Consider the following 17,435-nt stretch of genomic DNA (forward strand, 5'->3'; position numbering starts at 1 on the left):
GCGGACATGAAAGAAAGCGCCGCGCGGGCCGCGACGTTTCTGAAGACGCTGGCGCATGAAGGCCGGCTGATGATCCTGTGCCATTTGGAAGATGGCGAAAAATCGGTGGGTGAGCTTGAGGACCTACTGCAAATCAGGCAGGCCGCCGTTAGTCAGATGCTGGCCCGACTGCGGCAGGAACGGCTGGTGTCCACACGTAGGGATGGCAAGACCATCTATTACTCGCTGCAGGACGGCAACACCGCACAGGTCATCGAACTGCTTTACGAATTGTTCTGCAAGCCCAAGATCTAGTTCGAGACGTACCCAGCAATCACCTGCATCAGCTTGAACGCGGTCGCGGCATCGTTTTCGACGACCGCCAGGAATTCCTCTTCACCGATCCTCAGGCATGACAGTTCTGTCTCGGCAATCATGCTTAACGCGCGGGGTTCTTTGCGGATCAGCCCGAGTTCGCCCACCAGTGCCCCCGGCCCCACTTTTGTGATCAGTTGATCCGGGCCTTCCATCTGCGGCAGGTACAGCCCGGCCTCGCCTTCAAGCACCACATAGGCGCCATCTGTGGGTTGGTCATCTTTCAGAAATACAACCTCGCCCGGCTTGGCATCGAACCAGCGCGCACCAAAGGCCAGCAGACGCAACTGCCTGCGGTCAAGACCGGAAAACAGTGGCGTCTGTTCCAACGCGCGCAGCTTGCGCGCCAGATCGGCTGAGGCGGCGCTGTCCTCTTCCACGGTGTCATATCCTTCATCCGAGACCACCCGACCTTGCCGGATTTCAACATACATGTCGAATACATCCGGGTTTTCGAACTGGTCATTCAGATAAAGGACGGTCGTATCTGGCAGCAGCTCACGCAGGTTTTTGTAAACGGCAACCTGGGTGGCCATGTCATAGCTGGCCAGCGCGTTTTCCAGGATCAGGATGTCCGGCTTTTTGATCGTCGCACGGGTAAAGGCCAGTGGTTCGGCAAAAACCGCGGGCAGGTTCTGACCACCGAGCGCGACTGGGATATCGTAGATCAGCTCAACCACCAACGGCCGCGCGCCGTTATCGTCCAGCACGTCGACAATCAGCTTGCGGGCCTCGTCCGACCGACCGCCTCCGATTTGGCTGACCTTGCCGAACAAGGCGTTTTCCATAACTGTCAGGCCCGGCGCAAATGCGGTTTTGTCCAGCGAGACAAAAACGTCATGCAACCGCCCAAGCAATTTCTCGGAATGACTGTGGCGCAATTCGAGGATGCGGTTCTTCAGCTCATCCGTGAAAGCAGGCCCGATCTGTTCGGCCGAGATCACGAATGGTACCGCCAGCAGATTGGCCAGTTGTTCGTCCTCCAGTCCAGACACGCCCTCGTTCCTGGTTCGCTCAACCAATTCCAGCGCGGCCTCATAAGTCTGTGCCTCAAGGCCGAGCTTGCGGAACAGCGGGTGGTCGGTGCCGTCCAGACCAAAGATCTGGCGCAGCATCTCGATCACATCGCGCGTCAGACCGACCAGAGTTTCATCCAGCCCCAACTCGCGCAATTGCCCCAGAAATACGGTCTGACGCGCCAGCAGTTCTTGCGTGACCGGCACACGCGGCGTGGCGAACAGCAAGTTTTCCACCACCGGCAAGGCCGGGTTGTAAGATTCGCGATCAAACACGAGGGCCTGTTGCTCCAACCCTGCCTTTTGCACAGCCAGTTGGACCAGAGGGCGCAACTCGACCAACTTGCGGGCCAATTCCGGATGTTCGTTTGCATCAAAAACCTGCTCTGATCCACGCTGGAACAAAGCCGCCCCAGACCCCATGCCATCGATCAGGTGCAGCCACCAATCGCGCAGCGCATCGGGGCTGTCCAACCCGGCCAGAGACGGATCCAACCACTCGGCATCATACGGATCGGCGCTGTTGCCTGCACGTTGGGTCTCGGCAAAATCAGGATCTTCAGATTGGGATGTCAGCGGCTTCTGACGCATCGGCATCATGACATTGTCGCCCAAGGTCCCTTTAAACATGACCGGGCGCGACGAGGCATAGCCGATGCGTGCGGCCACCACACTTTGATGCAGGTCCGACAGGTTTTCACCGTCAACTTCGACCCGGCCTGCGCTTGGCAGGACTTCCCTTGTCAACAGTTCGGCGACGGCGCGCCGATCCTCTTCGCTGGGGGCGGCGATACCGATGGTTTGCCCGCCCTTGAAGGTCAGGTTCAGATCATCCAAAACCTGATTGCCGTCCATATCCCGGACCGAGACCCGATCCAGCACGATATCCCCGTTCAGGTGCGGCTGCGTTTCGGGTTCGCCTTCAAACAGCTTTTCATCAGGCATTCCCGGCGGGGCGAAACGTTCGATCACTACGTCCCAGCGCAGCGACATATCCTGCGTCTGATTATAGTAGGTCAGCAGCTCTTTCCATGGCGAGCTTAGGTCCTTATACGCCGCCAACGCTGCCACCAGCGCCCCCAGCGAGACTGATCCCTGCAACACCAGAAGACCGCCAACCAGATAGAACATGAAGGGCGTCAACTGCGAGATGAAGTTGTTGATGAATTTCATAAAGAATTTTTTCTGGTAGATATCGAACCGAATACCGAACAGCCGCCCCAACTGTTCCGAGATCATCGCCCGGCGATAACGCCAACCACCATTGGCCCGCAGGGTCGAGGCCCCGGCGGCATTCTCGCCGATCTGCGCGGCCAGAATGCGAACCTCTTGAATGCGTTTCTTGTTCAACAGGTTGATCTGGCGTTGCAGTTTGGGAATCAGCCAAGCCTGCAACGGAATCAGCGACACGGCGGCCAGCCCGAACCAAACGCTTTGCAGGAACAGAAACGACAGGATCGTGATCATCTGTCCCGCCTGCAGAACCGGCTGGCTGATCGCATCGCCCATAAGCCCGCCCATCGGCTCGCTTTCGGCGGTGATCATCGACACCATTTCACCCTGGCTGACCCGCTCGAAATACGGTTGGGGAAAGCGCAGGGCGCGGTTGATCAATTGATACCGGAAGCGGCGCAACATCCTTTCGCTCAGCACACCTTTCATGGTGTTGATACGCATTTTCATCAGGCCATGCGCCAGCACTGCCAGCAAAAACGCACCACACAGGATAATCAGGAATGTGGTCTGTGGAACCTCATACCCCAGAACATCCACAATCGGACTGGTCGCACCGATGGCATCGTTGATGATGCGCTTGGGCAGCTCCAGCGTCAGATACAACAGCGGAAACAGCGTAGAGGTCACGGCCAGCAGGATCAGCTGATCGCGTTTTGAGTATTTCCAAATAAACCGGAAAATCGAACGTTCTATGGAACCTGCCCCTGCTATGAATCACCGATCCGATCTGGAAGAAAGGGCGGCAAACCCAACACTCTGAATTTACAGCAATCGTGACAGGTGACGCAATTAATTACCAGTTTGAACATTAATCCGCCTTGTGTGAACTAGTTTATTTGCGCCGCACAGGTTTAGCCCCTAAGGTTCGCATTAGGACGATATCGGGAGGATAAATTTGACTGCCAGCTTAGGCGCAGTGTTGTTGATGCTCTGCTTATTGCAGATCAAACATATGTTTGCTGACTTCTACCTCCAGACTCCCAAAATGTTATCCGGTCGTGGTGAATACCTTCACTGGGGCCGTGCCCAGCATGCCGGTGTGCACGTTATCGGATCGGTTATCGTCTTTGTGCTGTTTGGCGCCCCGTGGTCATTTATTCTGATCATCGCTGCGCTGGAATGGATCGTGCATTTCAACATCGATTTTGCCAAGGCCAGCTATTCTGACAAGAAACAGCTCACGCCGACGCAGGCTGCTTTCTGGCGCGCTGCCGGATTGGACCAGTTCATGCATAACCTGACCTATATTGCGATGGTCTGGGCCTGGGCGACTTTCGCCACCTGATCAATTTTACCGTTTCAAGTGGAATTTCCCGCAGTTGATGCACAATAAACCTGAAACCATCGTCGATCCAAGTCGTCAATCTTGCTTGGGTCGAACCTGTCTGCACCCTCCCAATATCGCCCCGAAGGGACGTGGTATCCCAGTTCGTCTTCCATCAGCAAGATATCTTTCATTGCACCGGTTTCAGGAAGATCGAGGTTAGCCAGATCATTCACCCCAACTGAGGGAAACAACAAGCGGCTTTCCCCTTTTGACAGTCTGGCGACACGGCATCTTTGCGCCGCGCCAAACAAGGCCAGACGCGCAGACTTGGCCTCGAGCGACCGCAAAGTGATATCCGCGCGCAGAGGATCCGCCTGACCGGTTCCGTAGAAATGCGTTTTCCCGGTTTTGGGGTAGATCATGTCACAGCCGAAAAAGGCCAGAACCGTAGGTTGCAGGGCTGCCAACGCCCAATATCCGGCTGTAAAAGCCATCGTCCCACCGGCATAGACGAACCCTCCGAAACTGTTCTGCACTGGCACGTAGATCTGTGCCGTGACGATCCGCTGATGTGTGGCAAGTTCAGTCGGAAGGTTTTTTTCCGGAAAATCCTCAGGGTGGATCAGAACATCCCAATCGGGCCGGATGCGCCAGGCATTGTTGATCGCAACGATATGGGTGAAAGGGTCACGCGCCCAGTCCCGCGCGGCCAGCGCGCCGAGAGCGCTACCTAGTATCAGAACTCGGTTCGTTGGCTCGGTCATCCGGGACCCCGTACATAGCTCCCGGAAAGATTAGGGTGTTTTTGCGGGCATGCTAACCCAGAACCGAAAAACTGCTTTCTTCATTGATCGGGCGTTTTCGCGAATAGAACCCGACGTCGATCATTCGCTTGATGTAGGGCAATTCGAACTGCAGTGGCTGCACGTCGTGATCCACCCCACCCTCGCAATAGTCGATCAGGGCCACCATCATCTTGCCCGCAATCGGCGCATTCTTGTACTGGTTCCCGCTGGTGCCACACGCCATGTAGAACCCGGGCAGACAGGACTTGTCATAGATCGGAATCCAATCGGTCGATGCATCATACAGGTCGACTACTCCGCGTGTTTTCGACGGAATACCCAAGCTCGGTACCCGCTGAGCATAGCGCATGGCCTGCGTCGTCCATTGGTCGGTGAAGTCGTGGTTAAAATGTACGTCATCTTCGCACCATTGATGCGGGTCGCATTCCGGGTCTTCTGAACCAACCAGAATATGATTGCCATGTTCGGGTCGGCAATAGCAGGCGATATCGCTGTCTGACACGATAGTACCGTCATTTTCGAAATCGAACCCTTCGGGTGCGGGAACGTGGACCACTTCCTGACGCAACGGGCGGGTTTCGATGGTCATGTCCTCCAGCACACCTGCCATCTTGTTGATGATAGCAGATCCCGGTCCGGCGACATTCACCACCACTGTGGCACGGACTTCCTCGCCCGAGGCCAACTTGACCCCGGCGACGCGACCTTCTTCCGTCAGAACTTCGACAACCTCAGCCCCGGTGCGTACCTCGGCCCCATGCTGTTTGGCCGCATCCATCAAGTTCTGCGCCGACAAGGCCGGGTCAGTGACGTATCCCGCCTGCGGCCAAAACACGCCACCTTGCATCTTGCGTCCGTTCGGCTGACCGAATTCCGGATCGTCCATACGTTTGGGTGGCGTAAAACTATCCAGAGAATAGACCGGCAGGCGTTCGATGATTTTCTCGGATGACCAGTCCTCGAACGGGCAATCCAGATTGGCGCTGTTTTTCATGTGCTTTTCCAGCATCCCGTTGGCCTCGGTCTTCATCACCAGACATCCGGTTTCGCGAAACTGTGCCAGATTGGCATCTGCTGGCAGACCCAAATAATCGGCCCAGTCGCGCCAATAGTGATAGCCTTCCCAAGCAAAAGCCGTGCCATCAAAGGTCGAATAGTGCATCCGAATGATCGCGCAAGACCCGGCGGTCGAACCGTGACCGACCTGCGCGTTACGATCCAGCGACAAGGTTTTCCATCCGGCCTTGGCCATCTCGAATGCGATGGCTGCGCCGATGACACCCGTGCCGATGATAATTGCGTCTGGTTGGCTCATTCTGTGTTTCCCTTCCAATAGCACTTTGAACAGGTATTGAATTCCTAAACTTCTTCGGATCTGGATTCGACTCCGATGAAGACGATCCTTCCGGAAACCCTCGTGAACTCAGGCTCCGAGGTTTCTGACAAACCAACCCCATTGCGGATCACCTTGCATTCCTGCTCCACAATTTCCAGAACTCTTAAGCGTTAACGTCTTTTCAAACCTTTCGGCGCGAAGGAGAGCGGCGCCTTAAGCATGGCCAACGCGGCAGGCGAAATTCACGGTTCACCTCTGCCAGGGCAAATGTGCACTGTCATTTCCGCGCAGGATCTTTGAATTAAATTCACAAATTTATAGCTGCGCGCTGGGCCGGGCACTGACCGTCTCAAACCACGCCAACGTGGCCGAATTTTCCGTCGGTATCCGCGCCTTGATCACACGGGCGAAGTCAACGAAGACAAAGGCCGAGATATCGGCCAAGGTGAATTCGGGCCCGGCGACATAGGGGCTTGCCGCCAATCGCTTTTCCAGCAGAGTAAAGAAATGCACGACCCGCGCTGTACCCCGCTGCGCCAGTTCGGGTATCTGGGCGTAATGTATTGGGCCGGGAATCGCCCTGTCGGCAAAAGCGGGATGCCTGTTGCGCAATGTCTCGGCAATGGGTTTGCCACCTTGTTGTTCAACGATGCTGTTCCACATCAGAACCTGCCCTTTTTCGTCCGGAGTGCGCCCCAACAAAGGTGGCTCGGGAAAACGAGATTCAAGATAGGCAGCAATGCCAAGGTTTTCGGTCAGTGCTGTGCCCTCATCCGTAACCAGCACCGGCAGGGTTGCGTGCGGATTAACCGCCGTGAACGCGTCACTCAGCTGTTCGCCATTGGCGATCGAAATCTCGCGGGTTTCAATGTCCAACCCTTTTTCCGCAATGAACATGCGGGCCCGCCGTGGGTTCGGAGCGGTCACGCAATCGTAGAACAGCATCGAACGCTCCTATGTTTCAGCGGCGATAGACAAAGCAGCGGCCCTGAACCGCACCCGGCGGCAGGGGCAGTTCGGTCAGATCGTCGAAATAAGTCCGGTCACTGGACACCATCAAACCACCCTCTGCCAGCAACGGCTGAATCAGAGGCGACACGAATCTGGCAAAGGCGTCGTTCTTCTCCCGATTATGTCCGCCAAGGTCTGCGTGAATCACGCTGGCGGTGGCCCCGAAGCGTCTAAGTGCTGCCGGCAGCGTTTCCCGCACATCGCCCAGAATCACCCGATCTTCGGGCGGCGTCGAATCCGGATGCGACGCCACGGCGCGCTCGAACACGTAAACGGGGCGGCCTTTCACATTCTGCACCATGTGATGATAGGTACGCCCATTTCCCAAACCCAGTTCAAAAACCGGCCCCGGCATGCTGCGGGTTTCGGCAATCGCAAAATCCAGACAGGCGCGCTGCGACACCATACGGTCAATGAACAGATCGAGTCGGCTTTGATCGTCGGGCACGGGGAAATCTCTCCTTGATATCAGTCGATTTGCCAAATGGGGTCGACTCGGCCTGTGATGGCAAATCCTCAAGACTTTGTGTAGACAAATTGGTGTCAGTTTCACTTTTTCGCGACAATTCACCCCAAGAACGGGTTTGACTACCCCGCCCCAACCGCGCGAAACTGCATCAAAAAACACAGGGAGTTGATTAAGCCGATGCCGACCCACGGCCAAACGGGTAGAATGCCCGCATGACAGCGCTGTTGTCTGTCCGCGATCTCAGCATCGGATTTGGTGCAGGTGATTCCGTTGTCAAAGGCGTCAATTTCGACGTCGAGGCCGGGCAAACTCTGGCTTTGGTTGGCGAATCCGGTTCCGGCAAAACCATCTCATGCCGGGCGGCGTTGCGGATATTGCCGCGCACTGCGCAAATTCGCAGCGGCACGATCATTCTGAATGATTCCAAGGGCACAGAAGATCTGACCAAGATCAGCGAAAAACAGATGCGCAACATTCGCGGTAACCGGGTTTCGATGATTTTTCAGGAACCGATGCGATCCCTGTCACCTCTGCACAAGATCGGCAATCAAGTCAGCGAGGTTCTGTGGCTGCACCGTGGCGCGTCCGAGGCGCAGGCCCGTAAAGAAGTTCTGACCCAGTTCGAACGTGTGGGTTTTCCCGATCCGCAGCGTGCGTATGATTCTTACCCGTTTGAATTGTCCGGAGGCATGCGGCAACGCGCTATGATTGCTATGGCGATGGTGTCCAAACCGGAATTGCTGATTGCCGACGAACCGACTACCGCACTTGACGTGACGACACAGGCACAGGTTCTGGGCCTGATCAAGGAATTGCAGCGCGAAACCGGCATGGCGCTGATCCTTGTCACGCACGACTTGGGTGTGGTCGCCAACATGGCCGAGCACGTCGTCGTCATGCACAAGGGACGCGTGATGGAATCCGGAGCCGCCGCCCCGATCCTGACGGACCCCGCGCATCCCTATACGCAGCAGTTGTTCAACGCCGCACCCGAGATTCCGGATGAGGACGCTGTTGGAATACCGATGCCCAGCGAGGATCTGATCCTACAGATCAAGGATGTCTCGAAAACCTATACCTTGCGATCCAGCAAAGGCTGGCAAGGTCAACAACTGATCCATGCCTGCCGCGGTGTTGATTTGAGCCTGGCGCGCGGCAAGACGCTGGCTGTGGTCGGTGAGAGCGGCTCGGGCAAGACCACGGCAGCGCGTATCGCGCTGGGGGCCGAACTGCCCGATCCGGGCGGCGAGGTCCTGTTCCGAACTTCGGCGACTGAAGATCCGATTACCGTTCACCGTATGACCCGCGCCCAGCGCACCGCCTTTCAGCGCAAGGCGCAAATGGTGTTTCAGGACCCCTATAGCTCGCTCAGCCCTCGCATGCGCATTCAGGATGCCATGACCGAGCCGCTGGAGATCCACAAAATCGGCACGACTGCCGAACAGCGGGCCAAAGCCGCCGAGATGCTGCAACGGGTTGGGCTGAATTCCGACATGCTGAAACGCTATCCCCATGCTTTCTCTGGAGGTCAGCGGCAGCGCCTGTCTATTGCCCGCGCCATGATGCTGGATCCGCAGCTGATCGTCTGTGACGAGCCGACCTCGGCCTTGGATGTCTCGGTTCAGGAACAAATTCTGACGCTGCTGGAAAACCTGCAGGACAGTCTGAACCTGTCCTATTTCTTTATCTCGCACGACCTTGCCGTCGTAGCGCGCATCGCCGACGAGGTAGCCGTGATGCGCCGCGGGCTGGTCGTTGAACAGGCTCCGCCCGAAACCCTTTTCTACAATCCCCGCCACCCTTACACCAAGGCGCTGATTGCCGCTCAGCCAGAACCTGACATCAACCGTCCGATCGACCTGAAATTGGTTGCTTTGGGCGCAGGTTCGCCAGACAGTTGGGATGACGCCTTCCGATTTACCGACTCCGTGATACCTTCGCTGGTAGAGATGGAACCCGGCCATAAGGTACGATGCCATGTATAAGACCACTCGCCCCCTGTTTCTGGCTGCTACAATGGCAGCTGCATCATGGATGCTGCCCGCCGCCGCAGACACACCCACCCCACAGGAAAGCGGATTTTGGGAAAGTGAAGTGAATGCGGGCAATCTTCCACCCGTTCAGGACCGTCTTCCAGACGAACCGCTCGTTGTCGATCTGTCGGCCAAAGGGCGTGAATTCGGAACGCCGGGCGGCACATTGCGCACCATGGTGACCCGCTCCAAGGACATCCGGCAGATGGTTGTCTATGGCTATGCGCGATTGGTGGGCTTCAACGAAAACTACGAACTTGTCCCTGATCTGCTGGAGTCGTTTGAGAGCGAGGACAACCGCAAGTTCACTCTGAACCTGCGCGAGGGGCATAAATGGTCTGATGGATCGCCGTTTACTTCGGAAGACTTCCGATATTGGTGGGAAGACGTCGCGAGTAACGAACTGCTCAGCCCATCCGGCCCGCCTGATTTCCTGATCGTTGAAGGCAAGACGCCCACGGTATCCTTCCCCGACGAAACAACCGTTGTCTTTGAATGGGAGGACCCGAATCCGGACTTCCTGCAATCACTGGCACAGGCGCGCCCGCCCTTCATTTACAGACCGGCCGCGTTTCTGAAACCTTATCACGAGAAATATGCGGACCCCGATGAAATGGCCGCGCTGGTCGAAGACAATCGCGTCAAAAGCTGGGCGGCGCTGCATAACAAGCTGGACAACCTCTACAAGTTCGACAACCACGAACTGCCCACGCTGCAGCCATGGCTGAATGCCAGTTCGGGCAAGAAAATCCGGCACAATTTCGTGCGTAACCCCTATTACCACCGCATCGACAGTAAAGGCGTGCAGTTGCCCTATGTCGACGTGGTAGAGATGGAGATTGTCGCCCCTGGTCTGGTCGCAGCGAAAACCAATGCTGGTGAAACCGACCTGCAGGGACGTGGGTTGGCGTTCCGCGATGCCTCGATCCTGAAAAAGGGGGAAGAGGGCGGCAATTACAAGACGCGGCTGTGGAAGACCGGGGTCGCCTCACAAATTGCGATCTATCCGAACCTGAATTTCACCGACGAGGGTTGGCGCGAAGTTCTGCGCGATGTCCGCGTGCGCCGCGCTCTGTCACTGGCCATTGATCGCAAGACGATCAATCAGGCGCTGTATTTCAAGCTCGCGAAACCCGGCGCTATGTCGGTGCTGCCTGCATCCCCATTCTATGATGAGGAGAACGCAAAAGCCTGGGCCCAGTTTGATGTCGGGCAGGCCAATGCCTTGCTGGATGAGGTCGGATTGACCGAGCGCGACAAGAACGGCATCCGCTTGCTGCCCGACGGCCGCCCGATGGAACTGATCATCGAAACCGCTGGTGAGCGGCAAGAGGTCGAGAACGCCCTGCAAATCGTCACCGACACATGGCGCGAAATCGGTGTGGACCTGGTGATGCGTCCGCTGGACCGTGACATTCTGCGCAATCGTGTATTCGCTGGGAACACCATGGCTTCGGTCTGGTTTGGCTGGGATGACGGTATTCCACAGGCACACACCTCGCCCGCTTATCTGGCACCGACTGATCAGGTCTTTCTGGCCTGGCCAAAATGGGGGCAATTTTATCAGACTGGCGGTGACGCAGGCGAAGCCCCCGATATGCCTGAGGCAGAACGCCTGATGCAACTGGCCCACGATTGGGAAACCGCCACGAACGATGATGATCGCAAGGCGATCTGGACCGAGATGCTCAACATTCATGCCGACCAACTATTTGCTATCGGCATTCTGAACGGCGCACCACAGCCCGTCGTGGTATCAAACCGCCTGCGCAATGTGCCTGAACAGGCCATGTGGGCGTGGGAGCCCGGCGCGCATTTCGGCATTCACCGGCCGGACGAATTCTTTTTCGCCGACTGATCAGGAGCAGCTAAATGGTCATGCTGCGCTATGCGGTGTATCGCTTTTTCACGATGCTGCTGACTCTGTTGGTGGTGTCGGTGCTGATCTTTGTGATCATCAACCTGCCGCCCGGTGACTACCTCAGCAACCAGATTGCCGAGTTACAGGCTTCGGGGCAGTCGGCTGGCGTGGCCAAGGCGGAGTTTCTGCGCGCAGAATATGCGCTAGACCGGCCCGTCTGGGAACAATACCTGATCTGGATGGGTTTCTGGCCTGGCCCCCACGGGTTTGAGGGTCTTTTGCAGGGCAACTATGGCTGGTCCTTCGAATTCGACCGCCCCGTGGCCGAGATCGTGGGCGACACCCTTTGGCTGACCGTGGTGGTCAATCTGGCGGCAATCCTTTTCGTCTATGCTGTAGCTCTGCCGCTTGGTGTTCTCGCCGCTGCCAAGTCCCGGACCTGGATCGACTATACGTCGGCTTTTGTGGGGTACCTGGGTCTGGCCACGCCCAACTTTCTGCTAGCGCTGATCCTGTTCTACTACGGCCATCGCTATTTCAACCTGCCCATCGGCGGCTTGATGGATCCGTCCTTCGAAGGGCTGCCCATGAGCTGGGATAAACTGAAATCCATCCTTGTCCATCTGATCGTTCCGACCTTTGTGATCGGCACATCTGGGGCCTCGGCAATGATGCAGCGCCTGCGGGCCAACATGCTGGACGAGCTGGGCAAACCCTATGTGGAAACCGCCATCGCCAAGGGTATGGCCCCGTCTCGAATGCTGACAAAATACCCGTTGCGCGTGGCGTTCAACCCGTTCGTGGCGGATATCGGCAACCTGCTGCCTTCGATGGTGTCTGGCTCGGTTTTGGTCTCGGTTGTTCTCGGCCTGCAAACCATCGGCCCCACCCTTCTGACAGCATTGAAAACGCAGGATCAGTTCCTGTCTGCCTTCATTCTGATGTTCGTGGCCCTGCTGACCCTGATCGGCACTATGATATCCGATATTCTGCTGGTCATGCTTGACCCGCGCATCCGGTACGAGGGGCGTGAAGCATGACCCAACTTCCCGACGGTCGTTATGTCGACGACACACCCTATGACCCGGACGCCGCCCTGCAACAGCTTGAGCGCGCTGATCTCGACGCCCCAAACTGGGTGCTGGTCTGGCGCAAATTCAGGACCCACAAGCTGGGCCTGATCTCGGGCGTTTTCCTGCTGCTGTGCTATCTGATGCTACCCTTTGCGGGGTTCATCGCGCCCTATGGCCCGAATGAACGGAACGGAGAGCACCTCTATGCCCCGCCGCAAAGCATCAACTGGTTTTACGAGGGCGAATTCATTGGCCCGCACGTCTTTCCCATCGTTGCCGAAGCTGATCTGGAAACCTTCCAGTGGAAATTCGTACCCGACCTCGAAGACCCTCGGCCAATCAAGTTTTTCTGTGGGGCGTCAGAATATAAACTGGCTGGCCTGATCAAAACTGACACCCATTTGTTCTGCGCCCCTGAAGGCGCAACGCTGTTCCTATGGGGGTCTGATCGTCTGGGACGTGATGTTTTCAGCCGCATTCTCTATGGCGCGCAACTGTCGCTGACCGTGGGTCTGATCGGCATCTCGGTGTCTTTCACCCTTGGAATTATTTTCGGTTCGATGGCTGGCTATTTCGGCGGCAAGATCGACTGGGTGATAAATAGGATCATCGAAATCCTGCGATCCCTACCCGAACTGCCCCTGTGGCTGGCCCTGTCCGCCGCTGTGCCTTCGAACTGGAGCCCGGTGGCGGTGTTCTTCATTATCTCGATCATCCTCGGCATACTTGATTGGCCTGGTCTGGCAAGATCCGTACGCGCCAAATTCCTGTCGCTGCGCGAAGAAGAATACGTACGCGCGGCCGAGATGATGGGCGCAAGCTCGGGTCGGGTGATCCGCAAGCACTTGCTGCCGAACTTCATGTCCCATCTGATTGCATCGGCCACCCTGTCGATCCCTGCGATGATCCTGGGGGAAACGGCGCTCAGCTTCCTTGGTCTTGGGCTGCGCGCACCCGCAGTCAGCTGGGGTGTGATGCTGAATGACGCACAGAACCTCGCCTCGATCGAGATCTACCCGTGGACGGCAATCCCGATGCTGCCGATTATCGTTATCGTGCTCGCCTTCAACTTCCTGGGCGACGGATTGCGTGACAGTTTGGACCCGTATCAGCAATGAGCCTGATTTCCGCCCTCCCCGCTGTAGACAGCTACAAGTCGACCGGGAAGGGCGCATGGTCCAGCGCGCTTGCTGTATCCGAACTGGCAACCGCCAGTTTCGCTGCCGTTGGTCAAGAGTTGGCGCGCCTGATCACAGCGATGAACCTTGCACCCACAGCGCCTGAGATATCGATCAATCATCGTTTGGCTTCACTGTGGTACGGGTCTTCGTTCAAACCGGACGGGTGGGAGATGCCCAGCCTTTGGGACCCGATCGCCGGGGATTATCAGGCGTCGGATGGCTGGATCAGGCTGCACACCAATCTGTCCCGCCACCGGGCAGCGGCGCTGAAGGTGCTGGAGGCGAAAGCCAACCGGGACGCGGTTGCACAAGCTGTGAAAAACTGGTCCATCGCCAATTTGGAAACCTCGGTTGTGGCCGAGGGTGGAGCGGCCGCCGCCATGCGCGGCCGGACCGAATGGCTGGAACATCCGCAAGGGCGGGCGGTGTCGCGCGATCCGCTGATTGGATGGCACAGCCCGCGACATATCACGCTGCGCGACCGTCCTGAGGCAACGGCCCGACGTCCATTGGCGGGCTTGCGCGTCCTGGACCTGACGCGCGTTCTGGCCGGGCCGGTCTCGACCCGAACGCTGGCGGGGTTCGGGGCCGAAGTGCTGCGCATTGATCCCCCCGGGTGGGATGAGCCGGGCGTCATCCCCGACATCTCATTGGGCAAGCACTGTGCCTATCTGGACCTGAAATCGCCCGCCGGTCTAAAAAAGCTGGAAGACCTGCTGGCGCAAGCGGATGTTTTTATCCATGGCTACCGCCCGGGTGCTTTGGATGCGCTTGGTCTGACCAAGGTCAAACGGGATGAGCTGGCCCCTAACCGAGTTGAGGTCACTCTGAATGCGTATGGCTGGCAGGGGCCATGGTCCAACAGACGCGGTTTTGACAGCCTCATACAGATGAGCGCTGGCATCGCAGATGCCGGTCGTGCTTGGGCCAAGGCTGAAAACCCCACCCCGCTGCCGGTTCAGGCGCTGGATCACGCGACAGGCTATCTGATGGCTGCTGCGGTCCTGTCCGCACTGGCCGAGGCCGCCTCCTCAAACTCCATCATGCTTGCGCAGCTGTCGCTGGCCCGTACCGCGGAACTGCTGGCCGCGCTGGCAAAATCCGAACAGGACGAAGAAATCACAACCGCTGCGGCAACAGATTGCGCACAAGAGGTTGAACTATCCGACTGGGGGCCCGGCCATCGCCTGAAACCGGCATTGTCCGTAGGCCCGGCGCGCATGTCTTGGCCTGTACCGGCTGCGAAACTCGGCACATCCCAACCCATCTGGCCTTCGCTGGCCACCTAACCCGGTCGCCGCGCGGCACGCGCGGCCCGGCCAAACGCTTTGGGTAGCGTCTCGTTAGAGACGCATCCCAAAAGAGCGGGAGCCGCCCCTAGCGGTCATCCCCTCCGGGGCCGATATCATCCAGATAATCCTCATCAATCGCCGCCTGCACTGCGCCGGTCACGGCTTCGCGCTGCTTCGGCGTCAGATCTTCGGGTTCTTTACCTTCGGCCAGCCGCACGGTGACTTCGCGATGGGCAAACTTGATCCCTTCGCGTGCAAACAGCTCTCGGATATCCTGATAGACTCTCTTGCGTACCAGCCACTGGTCACCGGGCTTGGTCATAAACTTGACCCGGATGATCATCGCGGAATCCTGCATCTCAATCACACCCTGCGATTTCAGCGGCTGGATAAAGTTGTCGCCGATCACAGGGTCGCTCAGCAATTGCTGACCCAGCTTCTTGATCAGCTTGCGCACCTTTTCAACATCGGTGTCATATGTCACGCGCAAGGGCAGTTTCATGATCACCCAATCGCGAGAATAGTTAGTCAGCACCTTGATCTCACCAAAGGGAATCGTATTCAGCGCACCCAGATGGTGGCGCAGCTGGAATGACCGGACCGAGATTTTTTCGACCGTCCCCTTCACATCCCCGATGTCGATATATTCCCCTTTACGAAAAGCGTCATCCATCAAGAAGAACGCCCCCGAAAAGATATCCCGCACCAGCGTTTGTGACCCGAATCCAACGGCCAGCCCCACCACACCGGCACCGGCAAACAGCGGGCTGACATTGATCCCCAGCTCCATCAACGTAATCAGAGCAATGGTGACAACGACAACGGCCAGGATCGCGCCCCGGAACAGGGGCAGCAGCGTCGCCAGACGACTCTGCCCGCCTTCGCCTCCCTCGTCGCCCAACTCGGCCTCTTCACCGCCATCATCGGATTCCTCGGCGATTTTCGAGTCGATCCAGATGCGGAAAAAGTGGAACAGAATATAGCCGATGAACAGGATGACCATCACATCTAGCGCACGTTCGACCGGCAGGTCCTCGCTCCAGCTGGCTTCGGGGTTCCAGATCACCACCAACGCGTAAAGACCGACCACAAAGGCCAAAATCCCCGCCACGCGACGAGCCAAATCCTCATATGTCAGGATCGAGTGTTGGCGCATTTCCGCCTCGGGTGTCTCGACCGCTTCTTCATCCTCTCCCGCTGCCACCGCATTCATGTCTTCTATCTGGCGATTTCGGTCAAAGTAACGCTCCAGCAGGTAATTCATCGCGCCATAGGCCACGACCACTGACATGAAAATCAAATAGCTGCTGGCCACGATCGGTATCGAATTCTCATTCTCAAGAACCAGATCCACCGCCAGCTTGAACCAACTGAATACGATGTAGACGACCAGCACTGGCGCCCACGCGAATGAGATGAACCGCAAAATCCACGACACTTGGTCCGGTGCGCGTCCGCCGCGAATGGCATTCGATATTGCGCGCGCATTGAACAGGATCATCAAAACATTGCCCAGCGCGCCCAACATGGTCAGGCCACCATAGACCAAGGCATAGACATTGTAGTTCAACCCGAAATCCGCCACCCAGGTGGCGAACAGCACAACTGAAATATCATAGGTCGCCAGTGCCGACGCCCAGAAATACAGCCGCTTTGCGTCCCGATCCGAGAAGGGTGGCAAACGATATTGGCTCAGATAGGGGGACAGAACCATCCGCCACAGGTCGGATATCGTGCGCGACAGAAAAAACGCCGTAAAGATCGCCGTGACCGTAAACTGAATCGAGATGTCTTCGGCCTCACCAAAAAACAGATACCCCACGATCAGCGCCATCAGCATGGCAAAGATCGTGCCCCCGATCCCCATAAAAAACCGGAAGACCAAAAACGGCATCTTTTCCCGATACCCCTGCGGGTTTTCCTTGGACCGCGCCACAACCAACTTTTTGGCCATGCGCTTGCCGTAAATCTCGGTGGACAGCCAGCGCCCCAGCAGCAGGAACAGGATGTTCCAGGCCAAAACCTCGACATATGTCTGGATACGGCCATCCGGGCTGGTTTGCCGCAGGACGTACTGAACTTCGAATATCGAATAAGGCAAGGCTTCTAATCGCGATTGCATGGAGGCCCGGAAATCTGAAAATTTCTCTTGCGCCTTCATCAGCTGCGACCCTTCGGCCATCGCCCCATGCACGTCTTCGACCTGAGTTTCATTGCCCTGCTGGCCACCCGAGGACACGATTTGCCCAGCACTGTCGATGACAATCACACTGGCACCCGCCTCAGTCGCAGCCTTGATCGCGGCTGCCAGGTCGCCGTCTGTGCCAGCGTCTGCTTCGGCTTCAGGATCCGACGTATATCCCGGGATAAACGGGACCTGCGCTGCCGCGTCGGTAACGAAGGCTGCTGCAAGCACCCACAGGATCAGAGCCATTCCAGCAATTTGTCTGAGTTTCATCGAGTTCTCTGTCCAAGTCCTAGGTTGCGCCGAAGGTTACAG

Annotated in this window: 13 protein-coding genes; 7 read left to right on the top strand and 6 right to left on the bottom strand. The window is 57.3% G+C overall.

What is annotated here, in order from left to right; genetic code table 11:
* The first annotated feature begins 6 nt into the window (after positions 1–6).
* The gene (locus RUE5091_RS17565; protein ID WP_058283287.1) at positions 7–294 is read left to right on the top strand and encodes an ArsR/SmtB family transcription factor; all 288 of its coding nucleotides are present in this window, start codon (positions 7–9) and stop codon (positions 292–294) included.
* Here RUE5091_RS17565 and RUE5091_RS17570 read toward each other — a convergent pair.
* Entirely contained in the window at positions 291–3,287 is a 2,997-nt protein-coding gene (locus RUE5091_RS17570) for an ABC transporter transmembrane domain-containing protein (RefSeq protein ID WP_207383745.1), read from the bottom strand. The two genes, RUE5091_RS17565 and RUE5091_RS17570, sit on opposite strands and share 4 nt — an antisense overlap.
* A gap of 244 nt (positions 3,288–3,531) precedes the next feature.
* Here RUE5091_RS17570 and RUE5091_RS17575 point away from each other — a divergent pair, with 244 nt between their 5' ends.
* Entirely contained in the window at positions 3,532–3,891 is a 360-nt protein-coding gene (locus RUE5091_RS17575; RefSeq protein WP_370732439.1) for a DUF3307 domain-containing protein, read from the top strand.
* A 14-nt stretch (positions 3,892–3,905) separates the two neighbouring features.
* Here the strand turns inward: RUE5091_RS17575 and RUE5091_RS17580 are convergent, their stop codons facing one another.
* From RUE5091_RS17580 to RUE5091_RS17595, 4 genes are all read right to left on the bottom strand, one after another.
* Positions 3,906–4,637 carry a hypothetical protein gene (locus tag RUE5091_RS17580; protein ID WP_058283248.1) on the bottom strand — a complete coding sequence of 244 codons (732 nt, stop codon included), beginning with the start codon at positions 4,635–4,637 and terminating at the stop codon, positions 3,906–3,908.
* 52 nt (positions 4,638–4,689) lie between these two features.
* Complete coding sequence (locus RUE5091_RS17585; RefSeq protein WP_058283249.1) at positions 4,690–5,994, bottom strand: NAD(P)/FAD-dependent oxidoreductase; 1,305 nt, start codon at positions 5,992–5,994, stop codon at positions 4,690–4,692.
* A gap of 336 nt (positions 5,995–6,330) precedes the next feature.
* Complete coding sequence (locus tag RUE5091_RS17590; protein WP_058283250.1) at positions 6,331–6,960, bottom strand: glutathione S-transferase family protein; 630 nt, start codon at positions 6,958–6,960, stop codon at positions 6,331–6,333.
* Positions 6,961–6,976: 16 nt separating this feature from the next.
* A complete protein-coding gene (locus RUE5091_RS17595) occupies positions 6,977–7,474 on the bottom strand; it encodes a class I SAM-dependent methyltransferase (protein WP_082643706.1) in 498 nt (165 codons plus the stop codon).
* 233 nt (positions 7,475–7,707) lie between these two features.
* Here RUE5091_RS17595 and RUE5091_RS17600 point away from each other — a divergent pair, with 233 nt between their 5' ends.
* The 5 genes from RUE5091_RS17600 to RUE5091_RS17620 are packed head-to-tail and all read left to right on the top strand — an operon-like array spanning position 7,708 to position 14,932.
* Positions 7,708–9,480 (top strand): ABC transporter ATP-binding protein, encoded by a 1,773-nt coding sequence (locus RUE5091_RS17600; RefSeq protein ID WP_058283251.1) that lies wholly within the window; start codon positions 7,708–7,710, stop codon positions 9,478–9,480.
* Positions 9,473–11,386, top strand: a complete 1,914-nt coding sequence (locus tag RUE5091_RS17605; RefSeq protein WP_082643707.1) for an ABC transporter substrate-binding protein — start codon at positions 9,473–9,475, stop codon at positions 11,384–11,386. Before RUE5091_RS17600 ends, RUE5091_RS17605 begins: the two co-directional genes overlap by 8 nt.
* 14 nt (positions 11,387–11,400) lie before the next feature.
* Positions 11,401–12,429 carry an ABC transporter permease gene (locus tag RUE5091_RS17610; protein ID WP_058283252.1) on the top strand — a complete coding sequence of 343 codons (1,029 nt, stop codon included), beginning with the start codon at positions 11,401–11,403 and terminating at the stop codon, positions 12,427–12,429.
* Positions 12,426–13,580 carry an ABC transporter permease gene (locus RUE5091_RS17615; protein ID WP_058283253.1) on the top strand — a complete coding sequence of 385 codons (1,155 nt, stop codon included), beginning with the start codon at positions 12,426–12,428 and terminating at the stop codon, positions 13,578–13,580. The genes RUE5091_RS17610 and RUE5091_RS17615 overlap by 4 nt, the downstream gene beginning before the upstream one ends.
* Positions 13,577–14,932 carry a CoA transferase gene (locus RUE5091_RS17620; RefSeq protein ID WP_058283254.1) on the top strand — a complete coding sequence of 452 codons (1,356 nt, stop codon included), beginning with the start codon at positions 13,577–13,579 and terminating at the stop codon, positions 14,930–14,932. Before RUE5091_RS17615 ends, RUE5091_RS17620 begins: the two co-directional genes overlap by 4 nt.
* A gap of 88 nt (positions 14,933–15,020) precedes the next feature.
* On the opposite strand, the gene RUE5091_RS17625 is transcribed toward RUE5091_RS17620, so the two are convergent.
* Positions 15,021–17,393: a mechanosensitive ion channel family protein gene (locus tag RUE5091_RS17625; protein WP_058283255.1), complete on the bottom strand. Its 2,373-nt coding sequence runs from the start codon at positions 17,391–17,393 to the stop codon at positions 15,021–15,023.
* Positions 17,394–17,435 lie beyond the last annotated feature (42 nt).

The organism is Ruegeria denitrificans (genome assembly GCF_001458295.1).
GTDB lineage: Bacteria > Pseudomonadota > Alphaproteobacteria > Rhodobacterales > Rhodobacteraceae > Ruegeria > Ruegeria denitrificans.

What these genes read in the sequence shown, in the direction of transcription:
- RUE5091_RS17610 (WP_058283252.1), top strand. Translation starts at nt 11,401, where the DNA reads ATGGTCATGCTGCGCTATGCGGTGTATCGCTTTTTCACGATGCTGCTG.
- RUE5091_RS17600 (WP_058283251.1), top strand. Translation starts at nt 7,708, where the DNA reads ATGACAGCGCTGTTGTCTGTCCGCGATCTCAGCATCGGATTTGGTGCA.
- RUE5091_RS17565 (WP_058283287.1), top strand. Translation starts at nt 7, where the DNA reads ATGAAAGAAAGCGCCGCGCGGGCCGCGACGTTTCTGAAGACGCTGGCG.
- RUE5091_RS17625 (WP_058283255.1), bottom strand. Translation starts at nt 17,393, where the DNA reads ATGAAACTCAGACAAATTGCTGGAATGGCTCTGATCCTGTGGGTGCTT.
- RUE5091_RS17585 (WP_058283249.1), bottom strand. Translation starts at nt 5,994, where the DNA reads ATGAGCCAACCAGACGCAATTATCATCGGCACGGGTGTCATCGGCGCA.
- RUE5091_RS17615 (WP_058283253.1), top strand. Translation starts at nt 12,426, where the DNA reads ATGACCCAACTTCCCGACGGTCGTTATGTCGACGACACACCCTATGAC.
- RUE5091_RS17575 (WP_370732439.1), top strand. Translation starts at nt 3,532, where the DNA reads ATGCTCTGCTTATTGCAGATCAAACATATGTTTGCTGACTTCTACCTC.
- RUE5091_RS17605 (WP_082643707.1), top strand. Translation starts at nt 9,473, where the DNA reads ATGTATAAGACCACTCGCCCCCTGTTTCTGGCTGCTACAATGGCAGCT.
- RUE5091_RS17590 (WP_058283250.1), bottom strand. Translation starts at nt 6,960, where the DNA reads ATGCTGTTCTACGATTGCGTGACCGCTCCGAACCCACGGCGGGCCCGC.
- RUE5091_RS17580 (WP_058283248.1), bottom strand. Translation starts at nt 4,637, where the DNA reads ATGACCGAGCCAACGAACCGAGTTCTGATACTAGGTAGCGCTCTCGGC.
- RUE5091_RS17620 (WP_058283254.1), top strand. Translation starts at nt 13,577, where the DNA reads ATGAGCCTGATTTCCGCCCTCCCCGCTGTAGACAGCTACAAGTCGACC.